The 15,371-nt window shown below is 42.2% G+C and carries 14 protein-coding genes, 1 pseudogene and 1 riboswitch; of the genes and pseudogenes, 2 read left to right on the top strand and 13 right to left on the bottom strand.

Annotated elements, in window-relative coordinates:
• Positions 1 to 138: 138 nt before the first annotated feature.
• A complete protein-coding gene (locus BSG1_RS05240; protein ID WP_006835874.1) occupies positions 139 to 993 on the top strand; it encodes a hypothetical protein in 855 nt (284 codons plus the stop codon).
• 365 nt (positions 994 to 1,358) lie between these two features.
• Here the strand turns inward: BSG1_RS05240 and BSG1_RS05235 are convergent, their stop codons facing one another.
• The 6 genes from BSG1_RS05235 to BSG1_RS05210 form a co-directional block, all read right to left on the bottom strand.
• A complete protein-coding gene (locus BSG1_RS05235) occupies positions 1,359 to 3,254 on the bottom strand; it encodes a PTS fructose transporter subunit IIABC (RefSeq protein WP_006835873.1) in 1,896 nt (631 codons plus the stop codon).
• Positions 3,251 to 4,180, bottom strand: coding sequence for a 1-phosphofructokinase (pfkB, locus tag BSG1_RS05230; protein WP_006835872.1), 930 nt, complete (start codon positions 4,178 to 4,180; stop codon positions 3,251 to 3,253). Before pfkB ends, BSG1_RS05235 begins: the two co-directional genes overlap by 4 nt.
• The gene (locus tag BSG1_RS05225) at positions 4,177 to 4,926 is read right to left on the bottom strand and encodes a DeoR/GlpR family DNA-binding transcription regulator (protein WP_044022456.1); all 750 of its coding nucleotides are present in this window, start codon (positions 4,924 to 4,926) and stop codon (positions 4,177 to 4,179) included. The genes pfkB and BSG1_RS05225 overlap by 4 nt, the downstream gene beginning before the upstream one ends.
• Before the next feature lie 193 nt (positions 4,927 to 5,119).
• Entirely contained in the window at positions 5,120 to 5,545 is a 426-nt protein-coding gene (locus BSG1_RS05220; protein ID WP_044022469.1) for a GNAT family N-acetyltransferase, read from the bottom strand.
• 28 nt (positions 5,546 to 5,573) lie between these two features.
• Positions 5,574 to 5,966: a VOC family protein gene (locus BSG1_RS05215; protein WP_006835869.1), complete on the bottom strand. Its 393-nt coding sequence runs from the start codon at positions 5,964 to 5,966 to the stop codon at positions 5,574 to 5,576.
• 64 nt (positions 5,967 to 6,030) lie between these two features.
• Positions 6,031 to 6,639: an FMN-binding negative transcriptional regulator gene (locus BSG1_RS05210; protein WP_044022455.1), complete on the bottom strand. Its 609-nt coding sequence runs from the start codon at positions 6,637 to 6,639 to the stop codon at positions 6,031 to 6,033.
• A gap of 69 nt (positions 6,640 to 6,708) precedes the next feature.
• Here BSG1_RS05210 and BSG1_RS05205 point away from each other — a divergent pair, with 69 nt between their 5' ends.
• Positions 6,709 to 7,389 carry a serine/threonine protein kinase gene (locus BSG1_RS05205; RefSeq protein WP_044022454.1) on the top strand — a complete coding sequence of 227 codons (681 nt, stop codon included), beginning with the start codon at positions 6,709 to 6,711 and terminating at the stop codon, positions 7,387 to 7,389.
• A gap of 151 nt (positions 7,390 to 7,540) precedes the next feature.
• Here the strand turns inward: BSG1_RS05205 and BSG1_RS05200 are convergent, their stop codons facing one another.
• The 7 genes and pseudogenes from BSG1_RS05200 to BSG1_RS05170 form a co-directional block, all read right to left on the bottom strand.
• Complete coding sequence (locus tag BSG1_RS05200; RefSeq protein WP_006835866.1) at positions 7,541 to 8,458, bottom strand: GNAT family N-acetyltransferase; 918 nt, start codon at positions 8,456 to 8,458, stop codon at positions 7,541 to 7,543.
• A gap of 216 nt (positions 8,459 to 8,674) precedes the next feature.
• Positions 8,675 to 9,280, bottom strand: a complete 606-nt coding sequence (locus BSG1_RS05195) for a hypothetical protein (protein ID WP_006835865.1) — start codon at positions 9,278 to 9,280, stop codon at positions 8,675 to 8,677.
• Between the two features lie 338 nt (positions 9,281 to 9,618).
• Entirely contained in the window at positions 9,619 to 10,044 is a 426-nt protein-coding gene (locus BSG1_RS05190) for a cell wall hydrolase (RefSeq protein WP_006835863.1), read from the bottom strand.
• Positions 10,045 to 10,207: 163 nt separating this feature from the next.
• Positions 10,208 to 11,131, bottom strand: coding sequence for an MBL fold metallo-hydrolase (locus tag BSG1_RS05185; protein WP_044022468.1), 924 nt, complete (start codon positions 11,129 to 11,131; stop codon positions 10,208 to 10,210).
• Between the two features lie 475 nt (positions 11,132 to 11,606).
• Complete coding sequence (gene mtnA / locus BSG1_RS05180) at positions 11,607 to 12,653, bottom strand: S-methyl-5-thioribose-1-phosphate isomerase (protein ID WP_006835860.1); 1,047 nt, start codon at positions 12,651 to 12,653, stop codon at positions 11,607 to 11,609.
• A gap of 392 nt (positions 12,654 to 13,045) precedes the next feature.
• A pseudogene (gene mtnK, locus BSG1_RS05175) lies at positions 13,046 to 14,217 on the bottom strand (S-methyl-5-thioribose kinase).
• 91 nt (positions 14,218 to 14,308) lie between these two features.
• Positions 14,309 to 14,461: riboswitch (SAM riboswitch) on the bottom strand.
• A 478-nt stretch (positions 14,462 to 14,939) separates the two neighbouring features.
• Positions 14,940 to 15,371, bottom strand: a 432-nt coding sequence (locus BSG1_RS05170) for a nitrilase-related carbon-nitrogen hydrolase (protein ID WP_044022453.1), incomplete at its 5' end; no start/stop codon positions are given.

Below are 15,371 nucleotides of genomic sequence, written 5' to 3'. Positions count from 1 at the left end.
AATGAAAAGTACCTTTCCAAACATTTTGGGAGGTGCTTTTCCTTTTAAAAAGGAGGATTGAATGAATAATCCGGAGTATCGGTAAGCAAATTATAGTTATGATGTTAAATAACAGGCAGTACATAAGCAGGTGTTAAAATGGTGTCTATGCCTAACTATACTTGGTATATTCTTTTGTCCCTTATAGCCTTAATCATTCTTTTCTCTACTTTCATTTTTAAAAACCATGAATTTAAAAGGGTACTATCCGTCTATTTTTTTATTTCAGGACTTAGTTTCATTTTGGATTTCATTATACTAATCTGTTTCAATGCTTATGCCTATACGCCTGGTGTTTTTGATCTGAAATGGCTGGATAACGTTTTTGGTTCTTTCACTTCTCAAGGGCTCGCGGTCCCTTCAGCAGCTGTATTTCTTGCTGCTTTTCAATTGAATTGGGTATGGATTTTCATTGTAACTGCTGTATTAGCAGGGGCCGAGCTCACCTTTCTGCATATGGATATTTATCACCATTACTGGTGGAGTACTATTTATACGGCACTCCTGCTTCCGGTGGGATTCAGGCTTGCTCGGGTGTGGTACACTTCCATGCTGGTACCAAAAAAAGCAGCAATGGTTTTAACAATTTATTTAGGTCTTAATACGTATGCACATTCACTAAAATTTTTTATGGTTTCTCTCTCTTCGTCACATTATTACCGGATAGGAGTATTTGAGGACCCTATACGCGATTCTATTTTTGGTAATTCGATTTATCTGTTTTTTATCACAATCTTGATGGCTCTTGTGATTGTATTTTACTTTAAATGGTATTGGGGATTATTGCTGGTTCTTTTGGAATGTGGGTTTACATATATGCTGGTTAAGAGCGGAATTATGGTTTTGGGTCCCCAATGGCACCCTGTATACTTCTGTTTATTATTTGCCGTGACATTATTGCTGTTTCGCTGGATCTACATCAAGATTTTTGTAAGCGAACCCTTTTTTATTTAGAGCTTATGTATTTGTAAAGTGTAGATTCCTTTATTCTATAATGAGTTGACTGTAGCGGAATGTACAGGGGGTCTTGCAAGATCAGTGAAAATGCAGATTCAGGGTCTATCTCCTTATAGTTACGGACCAGGAGTAGAATTCAACGCACTACTTCTCTTAGCCACGATGTTAAATAATGACTGTCATACGGGAAAGTTTATGAACTTAATATAAGAATTTGAATATAAAGTTGATTGAAGCGGAGTCACGCACGTGGAGCGGAAAGCTTCATCTAACATTGATGTTTAAGAAAAAGGGAAAAGCAGCAAATTTTTAAAAATGAACAAAAAAACGAAGGCCGGGAACCCCCAGCCTTCGCTTCTTCCTTATTGTTGAACAGGTTTTTTGAGTAATCCCACCATGATGGCTGTTACAAGTGAACCGATCAGGATAGCCAGGATGTACATAAAAGGATTTCCGCCTACGACTGGAATGACGAATATTCCGCCGTGAGGAGCAGGAAGGCCGATTCCGAATGCCATGGACAGTCCGCCTGCTACTGCAGACCCGACTATCGCAGATGGGATGACGCGTCCTGGATCTGCTGCTGCAAATGGGATTGCTCCTTCTGTGATGAATGATGCACCCATGAAGTAGCAAGTGAAACCTGCTTTTCTTTCTTGCGCTGTAAATTTATTTTTAAAGAATGTCGTCGCTAATGCCAAACCAAGCGGTGGAGCCATTCCACCCGCCATAATAGCTGCGTGCGGTCCGAAGTTACCGGCATCGATCATGGCAATTCCGAATGTGAATGCCGCTTTGTTGATCGGGCCGCCAAGGTCAACGGCCATCATTCCGCCAAGCAGAATACCGAGAAGGACTAAGTTCGTTGTCCCCATGCCGCCGAGCCATTCTTGCAATTGATTATTGATAAAAGATACAGGCTCGTTGACGACAAATAGCATGATAAGACCTGTAATCAAAATTCCAAAGATCGGGTAAAGAAGTACCGGCTTTAAGCCTTCAAGCCAGTTTGGAAGATTTGCAAATAGTTTCTTTAAAAGAAGGACAACATAACCTGCAAGGAAACCGGCAATCAAACCGCCAAGGAAGCCGCCTCCGCCTGAAGCTGCAAGGAAACCGCCGACCATACCTGCCGCAAAACCTGGTCTGTCAGCAATACTCATCGCAATGAATGCTGCAAGAACAGGAATCATCAGACCAAAGGCACCTGAACCGCCGCCGATAGTCATAAGTGCTTCGGCAATTGGGTGATAGCTTTCATGTTCAGGGTCAAATGCCTCAATCCCAAACATAAAGGAAATGGCGATTAAAATACCGCCTCCGACAACGAATGGAAGCATGTTGGAAACACCGTTCATCAAATGCTTATAGAAACCGCTGCGTTTTTCTTTCGTTTCTCCTTCTTCGTCTAAGGCGGATTTACCGCTGCCTTCGTAAACAGGTGCATCCCCATTAACTGCCCGGTCCAGGAGTTTGTCGGGATTACGGATACCTTCCGCTACAGGCACCTGGATGACCTTTTTCCCTTTGAATCGCTCCATTTCAACTTTTGTATCCGCTGCAACGATGATGGCCGCTGCATTCTCAATTTCTTCTTTAGTCAAACGGTTTTTAGCGCCGCTGGAACCATTGGTTTCAACTTTAATGTCGATATTTCTTTCTTTTGCTTTCGCCTTCAGTGAATCTGCCGCCATATACGTATGGGCAATCCCTGTTGGACAGGCCGTTACTGCGAGAACTTTCACAGTCTTCGTGCCGCTGCTCTGTGAATCTGTTTCTTGAGGTTCTTCTTCTGCTAGAACCTCTTTTTCTTTTTCATCAATCAGACGAAGTACTTCTTCCTCATCCGCTGCATTCAATAATTTCTTTCTGAAAGCTTCGTCCATCAATAGTGATGACAGGCGTGAAAGTGTTTCTAAATGGGCATTGTTTGCTCCTTCAGAAGCCGCAATCATGAAGAATAAATGGCTGTTTTGACCATCGAGTGCTTCATAATCAATTCCTTCTGTTGAGCGGCCAAATGCGATGGCAGGAGTTTTTACGGATGCAGTTTTGGCATGCGGAATAGCAATGCCTTCCCCGATTCCTGTTGTACTTTGTTCTTCTCTTGCCAGGATTGCCTTCTTATATCCTTCGCGATCATTCAGCTTTCCTGCATCATCGAGCTTTTTGACAAGCTCATCGATGACATCCGCTTTGGAGTCTGATTGTAAATGAAGGATCATGGTGTTTTTTTGCAGTAGTTCTGTTATCCTCATTGGTTTTCCCTCCCTGAAATAGGTGTTGTCTCTATTTCATTTAACAGTTTTTCGATTGTTCCTTTTGTGCAGAAGCCTGAAGAATATGCTGTAGCACTGCCGGCTGCAGCACCATATTTAAAGCTGTACAGCGCGTCCCCTGTCTGCTCATAGGCCGCGATGAATCCTGCGACCACCGAATCTCCAGCTCCAACTGAATTGACCAGCTTTCCTGCTGGTACAGGGGCGAAGTGGGCTTCTTCCCCGGTAAAGTATAAAGTACCGCTTCCCCCCATTGAGACAATGACATGCTGAGCTCCCATTGAAGCCAGTTTCTTCCCGTATGGTATTGCATCCTCTTTGCTGTCGATGGAAGCATCAAAGAGCTCGCCCAACTCATGATGGTTCGGCTTGATCAGGAATGGCTCGTATTTCAGGGTGTTTAACAGTTTTTCTTTCGTCGTATCAACGACAATTTTGACTCCTTTGTTTTCCAACTGCTTCACAATCTGTTCGTAAAAATCAGAAGGCATGGATGGTGGAATGCTGCCTGCCAGGACCAATACATCCCCTTCGGTAAGTGCTTGCAGCTGTTCGTTCAAATGTGAAAGTGCATCAGCAGGAATTTCCGGTCCGCTTCCGTTAATTTCGGTTTCTTGTTTTCCGCGAAGTTTGATATTGATGCGCGTATCGCTGTCCACTTCGATAAAATCAGTATTAATTTTTTCCTTTGACAACTCATCCAAAATGTACTGACCTGTAAAACCGCCTAGAAATCCCAAAGCTTTGTTTTGGATACCCAAAGAAGTTAGTACTCTTGAGACGTTGATCCCTTTTCCGCCTGGAGCCTTTGTTTCATGCTCCATCCGATTCGTTCCTCCAAGTGCCAGTTCATCGACTGTCACAAAGTAATCGATAGAGGGATTAAGGGTAAGTGTGTAAATCATGTTGTCACAACCTTTATTGAAGTATGCTGTTGAAATTGTTGTATGTTTTCACTTGTTTTGTTTGTAATCAGGACAGCCTCTTCCATTTCAGCAATCTTGCTGAAAGATACTTCTCCGATTTTTGAATGGTCGGCAAGGACAAATCTTTCTTGTGATAGATTCATAGCTGCTTGCTTGATCAGGGCTTCTTCCGGATCCGGGGTGGTATAGCCATAATCAAGATCTACTCCGTTTGTCCCAATGAAACATTTGTCAAAACGATAGGTCTTCAGAGTTTCAAGTGCAGACCTGCCGATCATTGCGCGGGTCGAGCCTTTGATCATCCCGCCAAGCAAGTAGGTGGATATGCCTTTTTCCAATAAAGGCTCGATCAGGGTGATTCCGTTGGTTACCACCGTTAATTTCTCCTGGTTCAAAAAGGAGATCATCTGTTGTGTGGTAGATCCTGCATCCATAAAGATAGAGTCTCCATCTTTGATGAAGGAAGCCGCTGTCTTTGCTATTTGAATTTTATCTTGAAGGTTTTTGAATGTTTTTTCCGTCATGCTCGGTTCATTTCGTTTACCTTGCAGTAAAGATGCACCGCCATGAACCCTTTTTAGCTTCTTCTCATCTTCCAGTTGAATCAAATCGCGTCTGATCGTCGATTCAGAGGCATCTGTTTCTTCAATCAGTTCTTGAAGTTTTACGACACCCTTCTCTTCCAAAAGAGAAAGAATGATTTGCTGTCGTTCAGGTGTAAGCATTTTCATCCTCCAATTCGCTTTGAAGTATCTTCATTATAAAGTAAGCCTTTACATTTTTCAATCATAAAAATTCAATTTCTTTCAAAAACGTTCAGAGTGTGGATTTTTCTGTTTCATATCTGCTTTTATTCTGCACGCAAAAAAAGATCAGGGGAGCCTCTGACCTTTTTTAATATAAATATAGTGTTCCTTTTCACTCTTTTGCTATTCTTTTAAAATAAATCAGTTCCGGGTCCCCTTCATCAAGGTTCTCAACAATTCCGCTCGGTTGAAATCCACAGGCGGCAAAGACACGCTGCATAGCAAGGTTGGAGCGGTTGGTAGAAGAAAAAATCTTAGGAGTCGGTGAGTGGTGAAACATAGACTCAATCAGGCGGCTGGCATACCCTCGTCTCCTCTGTGGGGGAGAAACGATAACCAGTGAAATAAATGTACATTCAAAAAAATGGAGGTTATAGATCAGGAATCCGCCCACTGTGTCATTCTCTTTGGCTGCAAGACATTGGCCAGTCTTGATTGCTTCTCTAATAATTGAACTTCTCGCCTTGCTGCCGATGACTTCGGAGTCCACAGCAACGATTTCATCCAAGTCTGTAATTTGCGCTTTTGAAATAATGATCAACCTGTTTCCTCCTGAAATTTTAAATCTATTTATTTCCGATTAGTTCAGCAATCCTGAAATCCCTTTCTTTTTCATCGAGGTACTGAAAGAACCCGAGCTGATTGCCCCAAGGATCTTTAAAAGTTGCCCACTTAACAGGCACCTCTTCCCTTTCATGGATTTCGAAATAATCAGTTTGAAGTTCCTTCATCAATCTTTGCCGTTCGGATTCGATATTCTTAATGCCCAAGCGAATTGGCCCACTGTTTTCTGCAGGATCCCCTTTGGTAACTTGCAGCCAGCAGCAGGGAATGATTTCCCATTCTGCAAAATCTTCGTGGGGCACAAAATCAGGTTTCTTTTTGAGCAGAGTCTCATACCAGTGCTTTCCTTTTTCAAAATCAGATACTCTAATTTGATAGGTCATTTCAAATATCATAGGGTTCCCCTCTCATAAATCTTTCTATTACTAACTTCTCTTTAAGTAGGGGAATTCCTTCTATTTACAAGTCTTTCTCCATCAAGTCTGCAATTTCATGGGAATCATAGATGTCCTGTTTCCTGAGGTTCTTGATGACTTCTTTTTTATTATCAGAGCTTTTGTTCTGATTCAGTTTCCATTTCCCTTCGATAGAATCAATCACAATCCTGAATCCGATAATCCCATTTAGAAGCCGGCTGACGGTTTCAGGTTCATTATCCATCTTCCAAGGATTTTCGAAATCTTTCTCATAGAAATCCACGGATTGGTGGAGAATGGACAGCAATTCGGTTTCTTCTTTTATTATTTCAATGGTTCCCTGGACATGTACGGCAACATAATTCCAAGTCGGTACATTTCTCTTTTCTTTATACCAGGAGGCGGAGATGTATGAGTGAGGACCGGAGAACACGACCAGCACTTTCTTTCCATGTATCGTTTTCCATTGCGGGTTCGCCTTGGCTATATGTCCGATGAGTTCTGGTTTGTCTTTTTGTGAAAGAATGAAGGGCAAATGTGTCGCGTGAGGACCTTCATCATCCTGTGAAAATAAGATGCCAAAGCTGTTGTCTTTGATAAACTCCAGTATCTTTTGTTGATCTTCCACTTTAAAATCTTTTGGAATGAACATCATTTTCCTCATTTCATTTGTTTTCTTCTACTATACTATAATAAGAAGTAGATGTGAGGAGTGAAGATGATGCTGGCTGAATGGCAAGCCGTTATACCCGATTTAAATAAACTCGTAATCAAAGCAAATCCAAATAATGAACCGGTCTCCATCGATGGAGATGCACATGGTCTTCTTTTAGTTGGGACGGGAACGGACGCGGCTGTATTTCGATCTATGCTCCTTCCCCACCTGGCATTCAAAGTATATGCGGATGAAAAACGGGATAAAAAGGCTGTTGAGGAATATGTGTATGACCGTCTGGGGGTCTCCCCTTACTTTTCACAGAAACTCGGCAGCGGTGAAAACTTTCTTGTCTTAAGTTTCGTGGAAGGCACAACGCTTTATGATTGTTTGCTTCAGGGAATTTCAATCCCGCCTTCTGTGATAGTTGAAGTGGAAGAAGCCAGGGATCATATTCGTAGACAGGGATTGAACCCACGGGATATGCACTTGAAAAATATCCTGCTGCATGATGGCAAAGCAAAAATTATCGATGTTTCGGAATATGTCCAGCCTGGAAATGATAAGCGCTGGGAGTATCTGAAGAAAGGATATGAACAGTATTACCGTTATATAGACGGAAAACCGGTCCCATCCTGGCTGATGGAAACAGTCCGTGTCTGGTTCAATCAGACAAAAGGCCCCCAATTTACGTTTGAGGATTTCATGAAAAAGGTGTTGTCACTAACATTTCGTTGGAAGTTATAACAGTGAAGCGATTTCCCTTGAAATTAAATGATAACCTGGAGGTAAGCATACAAATGACACAAAAAAGCTTGGGAGTGGTACCCCCAAGCTTTTTCATTTAGTATACTTCTTCCTAGTTCTTATAAGTCTAACAATCACTAAGGCTTTCATTTTAGTACACTAAATACATATCCGTAATAGATTTATTTTTAATGAATCCAAGGCTTTCATAAAGCTTGATTGCTGAATTGTCTTTTAGTACAGATAAACGGGTTGCCGGGTACTCTTTACTCGATATGTTAATGGAATTGGTTAAAAGGAATCGTCCAATCCCTTTTTGCTGATGCTCAGGGTCTACGGCGAGACTCATGATCAGAGGATATTGTTCGAATTCCATATGCAGACAGACACCCACTATGTTGGTCGTGCTCTGTTCTACAATAACCCTTGAACACTCATCCATGATTCTATTGGTTTGATATTTTTCTATGAACTCCTTCACGTGATTAGCATAATCCTCTTTCGTTCCGATTTGTTTATAGGCTGGATTTGCTTTATAAGCTTTCATAATTAAACAGGCTATATCCTCTATGTCTTCCGATAAAACAGATCTTGATAAATAACCTTCAGGGAGAACTGCCTCTAATGATTGCGTCGGGCGAATCATCCAATAATTAACCTCATTAACCTCGCATCCTTTTTGTATATAAGTTGCGACGTGTTCTTCTACAATCTCTCTCAGGAAGATTTTCTCTTCAGGCTTTGAAATCTTTTTTAGATGGCATAAAAGCTTGTGCGCTAATCCTTTATAACCCTGATAAGGCGGAATAACAAATAAATCTGACATGAAATTCGGCTTCAGGAATACACCGCCGATGATGTTTTCTTCCTTCATGATTAAATATCCACAGTCAAAAATGGATGCGACTTCAATCATCGTCTCCGTAGATCTTCTAAAAAAGTAGTCTGCATATTTTTGTCCATAATAGATGGAATAGTAACGAATGTATTCTTTAGGTTCTTTATAAACTAATCTCAATCCATCTCCTAAATCAATAAGATCATCCAACAATTGACTTTGTTCAGCCATATTATTTACCCCTCTTCTTTACTGAATCCCGTTAGTTAAAGACTGAATTCTCATAATCTTTCAGTATATTTTACCACATATTGCTATATGTTTTTGAATGAACTGGTAATAGGCTAAGATTGACCAAATAAAATAGCACCCACATTAACACAATAAAATGTTAGTTGGGTGCTATTTCAGAATTATTTTTTTGTTTCTTCAAAAAAACGGGACTGATTACGCTTTGTTACTATTCTTTTCTTCCATCTCTTTAAGAGAAGAAAAGAAGAAATGGTAAATCAGCTGAAGGTTTTTTCCAAGTGACTCATTTTCATTAAAACCTTCCAGTTTGTCGATTGAAAGATTGATATCAAACAAACCATCTTTGTCATTCCACATCAGTTGAACTTTGTCTTCACCATGAAGTTTTTCCGACAGGATGGCTTTCAACTCATTGGTGTACTTCTTTTGCTGCTTTAGACCAGTTAAAACGCTGTAATGGCCAAAAACATCATCGACTTCAATTGTTAAACCATCGATTCTGATGATATCAAACCACTTGCTGTCGATATATAGAAACTCATCTACATGCTGTTTGACAAAATTGACAGGAGTTTGCAGAAAGTCTGGGGTCTCTTCTGTTTTTACAAGCTCTTCTGTTTCTTTATTCACCCGTTCAATCAGTGCGTCATGAAAGCGTACGGAATCATCCAAAGGTTCCGCAGCGGTTCCTTCAGGTAGAAGTCCGTGTTCCTCTGCAAAGACTCTTTCATCTGAAAACAAGCTGATTCTGTTATCCTTCATTTCTTCTTCTATGTACGTTTTGATTGTTTTGCTAAGCATCTATGATCCTCCTAAAGTCTATTCATTATTAGTTATATCATATCCCATAGGATTTTTCGTAAACAATGGCTGAATTCGACAAAAACCGGGACGTCACCGGGAAAAAGCTTGCGGGTGAGCTCGCAAGCTTTGCTTTGTGTATTAATAAGGCTCTTTTCTCAAATTTTGTTGCTATTTAATATGAATTCGAAAAATATAACATCATTCACACGAAATATCCTGGTAAGCAAGGAAGAATAGAGCTGCTCTCCCTGTTCAGAGAGGAAAATCCTGTAACCTGGGGAAAAATCCGGCCCAAGGGATTTTTCCAAAAGCAGCAATCTACACAAAAACAGCCATTAATAATATACCTGCGGGCAGTCTTCGCGAGTCGGCGCGAAGAAGCAGTGTGCTTTGTATCTTCCCACATTCTTCTGATTGTACCAGGTTGGCGGACAAGCACCATCCGGCCGGTAAAACCATAAGGCATAGGATGCAGGGTGATACTTCCACCCTTTTATGACCTGTCTTGCAAGAGCAATATCTTTTTCCCTTGCCCTCTGATAAAAATAACCTTTCACGGTGGCTTCAAATCCGCCCGGACTTTGATAAATCATATCTCTCAATGTCCTGATATCCTTAAAATCCAAACAGTTTGATATGACTCGGTTTACCCCGGTATTGCCTACTGTAAGCATCCCCAGGCGGCCGTCCCCTTCTGCTTCCGCTCTCATCAGTCTCGCCAGCAGTTTAACATGTTCCTCCGGCGCTTTCAAAACTGCCATATAGAAACATACCTCCTTTTGTCAATCCTAATAACCATGTATATTCAAAAGAAGAAAATTAGTGGCGATTATTTTGGGATCTTTGAAGTTTGACATGAAAACATTTGTTGTCTGTAAAAAAGGGAAACCGCTGAAGGTAAAACTGCTCTATTCATGGCAGTTCTCAAAGCCAGAGAGTCTCCCCAATAGCCAGTACTTTTAGTTTTTCATCTTCCAAGCCGGTTTTCTGCCATTCAGCAAGAAGGCGGTCAAGTGCTTCCGGACCAGTGTCATCTGCAAGCCGGTAAGCACCGTAATGCATCGGAATGAACAATCCGGCATTCATTTCGATGAAGGCTTTCACCGCATCTTCCGGATTGATATGGCTGTCCTTCATAAACCATTCAGGTTCATAGGCCCCTATCGGCATTAGAATGATCTCTGGTGAGAGCTTCTCTGCAATGTCTTTGAAGCCTCTAAAGTATCCTGTATCACCGACAAAATATATCGGTTGTTTTTGGCTTTCGAAACCCAGTACCCAGCCTCCCCAATGGGATGTGTTGGTATCTGACAGAGTGCGTTTAGTCCAATGCTGCGCAGGCACAAATTCGATGGTGATTCCTTGCGAGTTGAACGAATCCCACCAGTTCGCTTCTATAACCTTCTTGTATCCCCTTCTTGTAAATGCTGGTTTCAGACCATGAGGGATATAGAAGGTTGGGGTGCCTTTAATTTTTCTGATGGTGGCAAAATCCAAATGATCATAGTGCCCGTGGGAAATCAACACGATGTCAATAGCTGGGATCTCCTTCAGATCCAGCCCAGGGTCTGTCAGTCTCTTGCCCGCCCCCATCCTTCTTGCCCATACAGGGTCCGTCAAAATATTCAATCCGTTCAATTGAATAAGGAATGTTGAGTGACCGATCCATGTGATGGAAGCCTGTTCCCGGTTGTGCTGCAGCCTTCTTACCTCTTTATGAGGAGCCTGCGGAATCTGTGTCTTCAGATCTTTTGTTTTCGATCGTCGTTCCTTCATCCATTTCAGCAGGTCACCTACTGATTTTTGGTTGTTGACATTGTCTAAGTTTTTATAGCGTTTTTTTGCCATGATGATCCCTGCTTTCATGTCAGTGAGAGAAGTGCCCAAGACACTTTTTGCTTTATTTTTAATGTTTGTTGTCCTTGAGAAAGGTCTTCAAGACACTTATGGCTTTCGTTTTCTTGTTTGATGTCCTTGAGAGAGGTGCTCAAGACACTTTTGGCATTCGTTTTCATGTTTGATGTCCTTGAGAAAGGTGCTCAAGACACTTATAGCTTTCATTTTGTTGTTTGATGTCCTTGAAAAACTCCAAGTCCTCACATCATCTAGTTTTTCGCTATAGATATTTCTTTCATTATACGTATTGAGAAGGGGCTTCTACAAAAAAAGGTGCCTGGTACAGAACATCTGATTTGTACCAGGCACACTAGTAGGGTTTTACTCTAAGAAAGTTCTCTAAAAGATTGGGCTTGATTTGTTAAAGTTGTTGATGGTGCCGGAGCGAACCTGAAGCGAAAATCAATACTCATTAGAATAGAATTCACTATATTAAAGAGGATAACTGTTCTTTATAATTCCCTTTAAGGATTCCTTTTTCTGTAATAATGGCTGTAATGTATTCATTCGGTGTAACGTCGAAGGCAGGGTTAAACACTTTTACCCCTTTGGCAGCCACTTCCACTCCATTCAAGTGGGTAACCTCTTCAGGGGTTCGTTCTTCGATAGGAATCTCAGCCCCTGTTTCGATGGCCAGGTCAATCGTTGATAAAGGGGACGCTACGTAGAAAGGGATATTGAATGCTTTTGCCAGGATTGCCAGTCCCAGGGTTCCGATTTTATTGGCTGTATCGCCGTTCGCCGCAATTCTGTCCGCACCAACGATGATGGCAGAAATATTTTTTTCTGCGATTGTATGGGCGGCCATGTTATCTGTGATGAGGGTGACATCAATACCGGCCTGCATTAATTCCCAGACGGTCAACCGTGCCCCCTGAAGGACCGGTCTTGTTTCGGTAGCGTATACTTTCAGTTCGATTCCTTTTTCTTTGGCAATATAAAACGGAGCTAAGGCTGTGCCATACCGGGCAGTGGCAATTCCGCCTGCATTACAATGCGTCAGGACAGCATCCCCTTCATTGAATAGTTCAGCGGCATACTCCCCGATTGATCTGCAAACTTCTTCATCCTCGTTGGCGATGATTAATGCTTCTTCCAGCAGAAGTGATTGTCCTTCTTCAACGGTAGCCGCCTGGGCGAACCGGTTAAAAAGCCTTGTCAGGGCCCACGCCAGGTTTACCGCTGTTGGACGGGAACTTTCCAAGTATTTGCGCTTTTTTTCAAGTTCATAGTAAAAGCCAAGGTAATTTTCTTTTTCCTGAAAAGATTGAGCCCAGAGTGCAAGCCCGAAAGCTGCCGTGATACCAATAGCCGGTGCTCCTCTGACCTTCAGAGTGTGAATGCTCTCCCATACATGCTCAATTGTCGTAAGTTTAATGAACTCCGTTACATGCGGAAGTTTTTGCTGATCCAGCAGCAGAATGTGATCGTCCTTCCACTGTACAGAGCGGATGGTTGTCGTCTCGGTTGTCATGATCTTCCCCCTTAGTATAATGCTGTTTTTCGTATTGAGTGTTGTTTCCGGAAAAAATCCCTAGTGCCGGATTTTTCCCCTGGTTACAAGGTTTTTTCTCTGTGAACAGGGAGAGTAGCTCTTTTCTATCTTGCTTACCATGATATTTCCTTGGATTATGACTATATTTTTTTGTCTTTCATATTGAATAGCAACAAAGTTTTAGAAACGCTGAATTCGTAAAGATTGTTGCTATCGGAAAAATCCAAAGGGCCGGAATTTTCCCTCGGGTACCGGGGCTTACTGAACAGGGGGAATAGCTCTTTTCTTTCTTGTTTACCAAGGTGATTCGTATGAAATATGGCTATATCTCTTGAACTTTATATTAAATAGCAACAAATTTAGAAAAGAGCCTAATATAATGCCAGTTGTTCAGGGCCTTTAATGATTTTCCTTTGGAGAATCAACCTTCTTCCCAAATCGATGGCCTCTGATTTAGCTTTTAATCTGGTTGTCTTGTCTGTAATTCCATCAAGGTCTGCGACGTGAGCGAGTCCGATTGTACGCCTGATGATTTCACATCCGGCAAAACCGATGGAATCCTCAAAGATTTCAGCCAGGATATGTTCCAGGTAACCAGCTGTTGTGGAGTAGGTTTCCTGATTGTGCTCGAGCCATAGTTTAGTAAATTCAGAGGAAAATACTCTCCAAGTTTCAGAAATGATTGAGAGTCTTCCGGCATGGTCCTCTTTTGGTCTTGATAGGGAATTTAAGAGGATGTTCGCAAAAAACTGTCCGATATCAAATCCGATTGGCCCAAAGAATGCGAACTCCGGGTCGATGATTTTGGTATCGTCTTCTTTAACGAAGATACTACCTGTATGAAGATCACCGTGAAGCAAGGCATCAGCCTGTGTTAAGAATTTTCTCTTTAGTTTACCGGCTTCAAGTCTTACCACAGAATCACTCCAGAGGCCTTCAACCTTCTCTCTTAGCTCTTCCTCAAAATCATTGCTTTCATGGTCATAGAACGGGTCGGTAAAAACAAGGTCCTCCGTGATCTTGCACAACTCAGGGTTGATGAACCGGCCAACCAGTTCTTTCTTCTCTCTGCCGTTCAAGCCAAAATCCGAAGTGAAAAGAGGGTTTTTGCCAGGTAATTACCAACATGCTTTGGCAGATGCGGATATACTTCTCCTTCAATCAAGCCTTTTCTCAGAATCTTATAATCTGATAAATCTTCCATCACCGTCACAGCGAGCTCATCATCTGTATACAATATTTGCGGGATGGATTCCGGGATGAGCTCACGGTATTTCTGGAGGGCACTGCTTTCAATCTGAGCTCTCTTCAGTGTCAGCGGCATGCTTTCTCCGACGACTTTCGCATAAGGAAGCGCCTGTTTGATGATAATTGATTTTTCGTAAAGGTGATTGCCGACCCTGAACACATAATTCAGATTTCCATCGCCGATTTCATTGCAGTACAGCTCTTCATTTTCGTCAAAAAAGCCTAATGACCTGGCTAAATCCACTGCACTATTTTCTGTTAAAGGATAATATCCATTTTGTTTTAAGATTCCCATTTCTGATTCCTCCTTGGTTAAGGAGGCTTTTTATCTAAGTAAAAAGCCCCTTTCATTTAGAAAGAGGCTTGAAGACATTTGGACTTCGCACCTCTTATCTGCCAGAAAGATTACTCTTTCTGTTGGAAGTAGCACCGTGCTGTCAGGTGGATACCAGCGTTTAATAAAACGCTCCAGCTATGCTGGTGACAGTCGGTTGCTGGGCTTCATCGGGCCAAATCCCTCCGCCTACTCTTGATAAGAGAATGTAATATTTGATTTTTTAAAACATTTAATATTCCTGATGAACATTAAACTAACTTTGGGTTTAATTGTCAATAGTTTTTAAAAAATATCTCAGCTCTTTTTGTAAATATTGCGTGATTTCCGCTCCAGTTGCATGACTCCGCGGGGCGGGCGTTGCGCCTCCTCGGCTGCGCCTGTATAAAAAGTGGAAGCGCCCTGCTCAGACCCGACAGGCAAATGTTCCACAGAGAAGAAAAGGTGATCTTTCCTTTTTTTCTCTGTGGGTTATTTGATCCCGAGGGGCTGGGTGCTGGAACTGGACGTCCCGCTAGTCCCGCAGGAGGTCACGCCCCTTACGCTACAATCACCCCTGAATACAACATACTTCGGTTTTCTTAGCACTCACTTTTATAAAAACAGGGGCACAGGACTGACAGCCGAGCGAAACTCAAAAAATTCACACTCCAATTTTGTGGAGCATCTGGAGTTAAAGTCAATTAATAAAGCTCCGGACGTCTATCCTGGAATATCGGAATCTGCTTTCTTACCTCTTTTACTTTTTCCAAGTTCAATTCGGCGGTGATGACCTCTGTTTCTTCACCTGCTTCCTCCAGGATCTCTCCCCATGGGTCGATGATCATGGAATGACCGGCGAATTTGTTTTTTGGATCACTGCCGCTGCGGTTGCATGCTACGATATAGCACTGGTTTTCGATGGCTCGGGACAGGAGAAGCGTTCTCCAATGGTTAAGCCGGGCCAGCGGCCATTCCGCAACGACGTAAAGCACTTCTGCCCCGCCGGCTGTGTGTGTTCTCATCCATTCCGGAAATCTGATATCGTAGCAAATGAAAGCGGCAGATGGAACACCCTCGATCGTCAGCGCGCCGCTCGCATTACCTGCGGATAGATAATGATGCTCATCCATCAG

It is taken from the genome of Bacillus sp. SG-1 (genome assembly GCF_000181495.1).
Classification (GTDB): domain Bacteria; phylum Bacillota; class Bacilli; order Bacillales; family Bacillaceae_B; genus Rossellomorea.
This window is presented reverse-complemented; position numbering and strand designations above follow the sequence as displayed.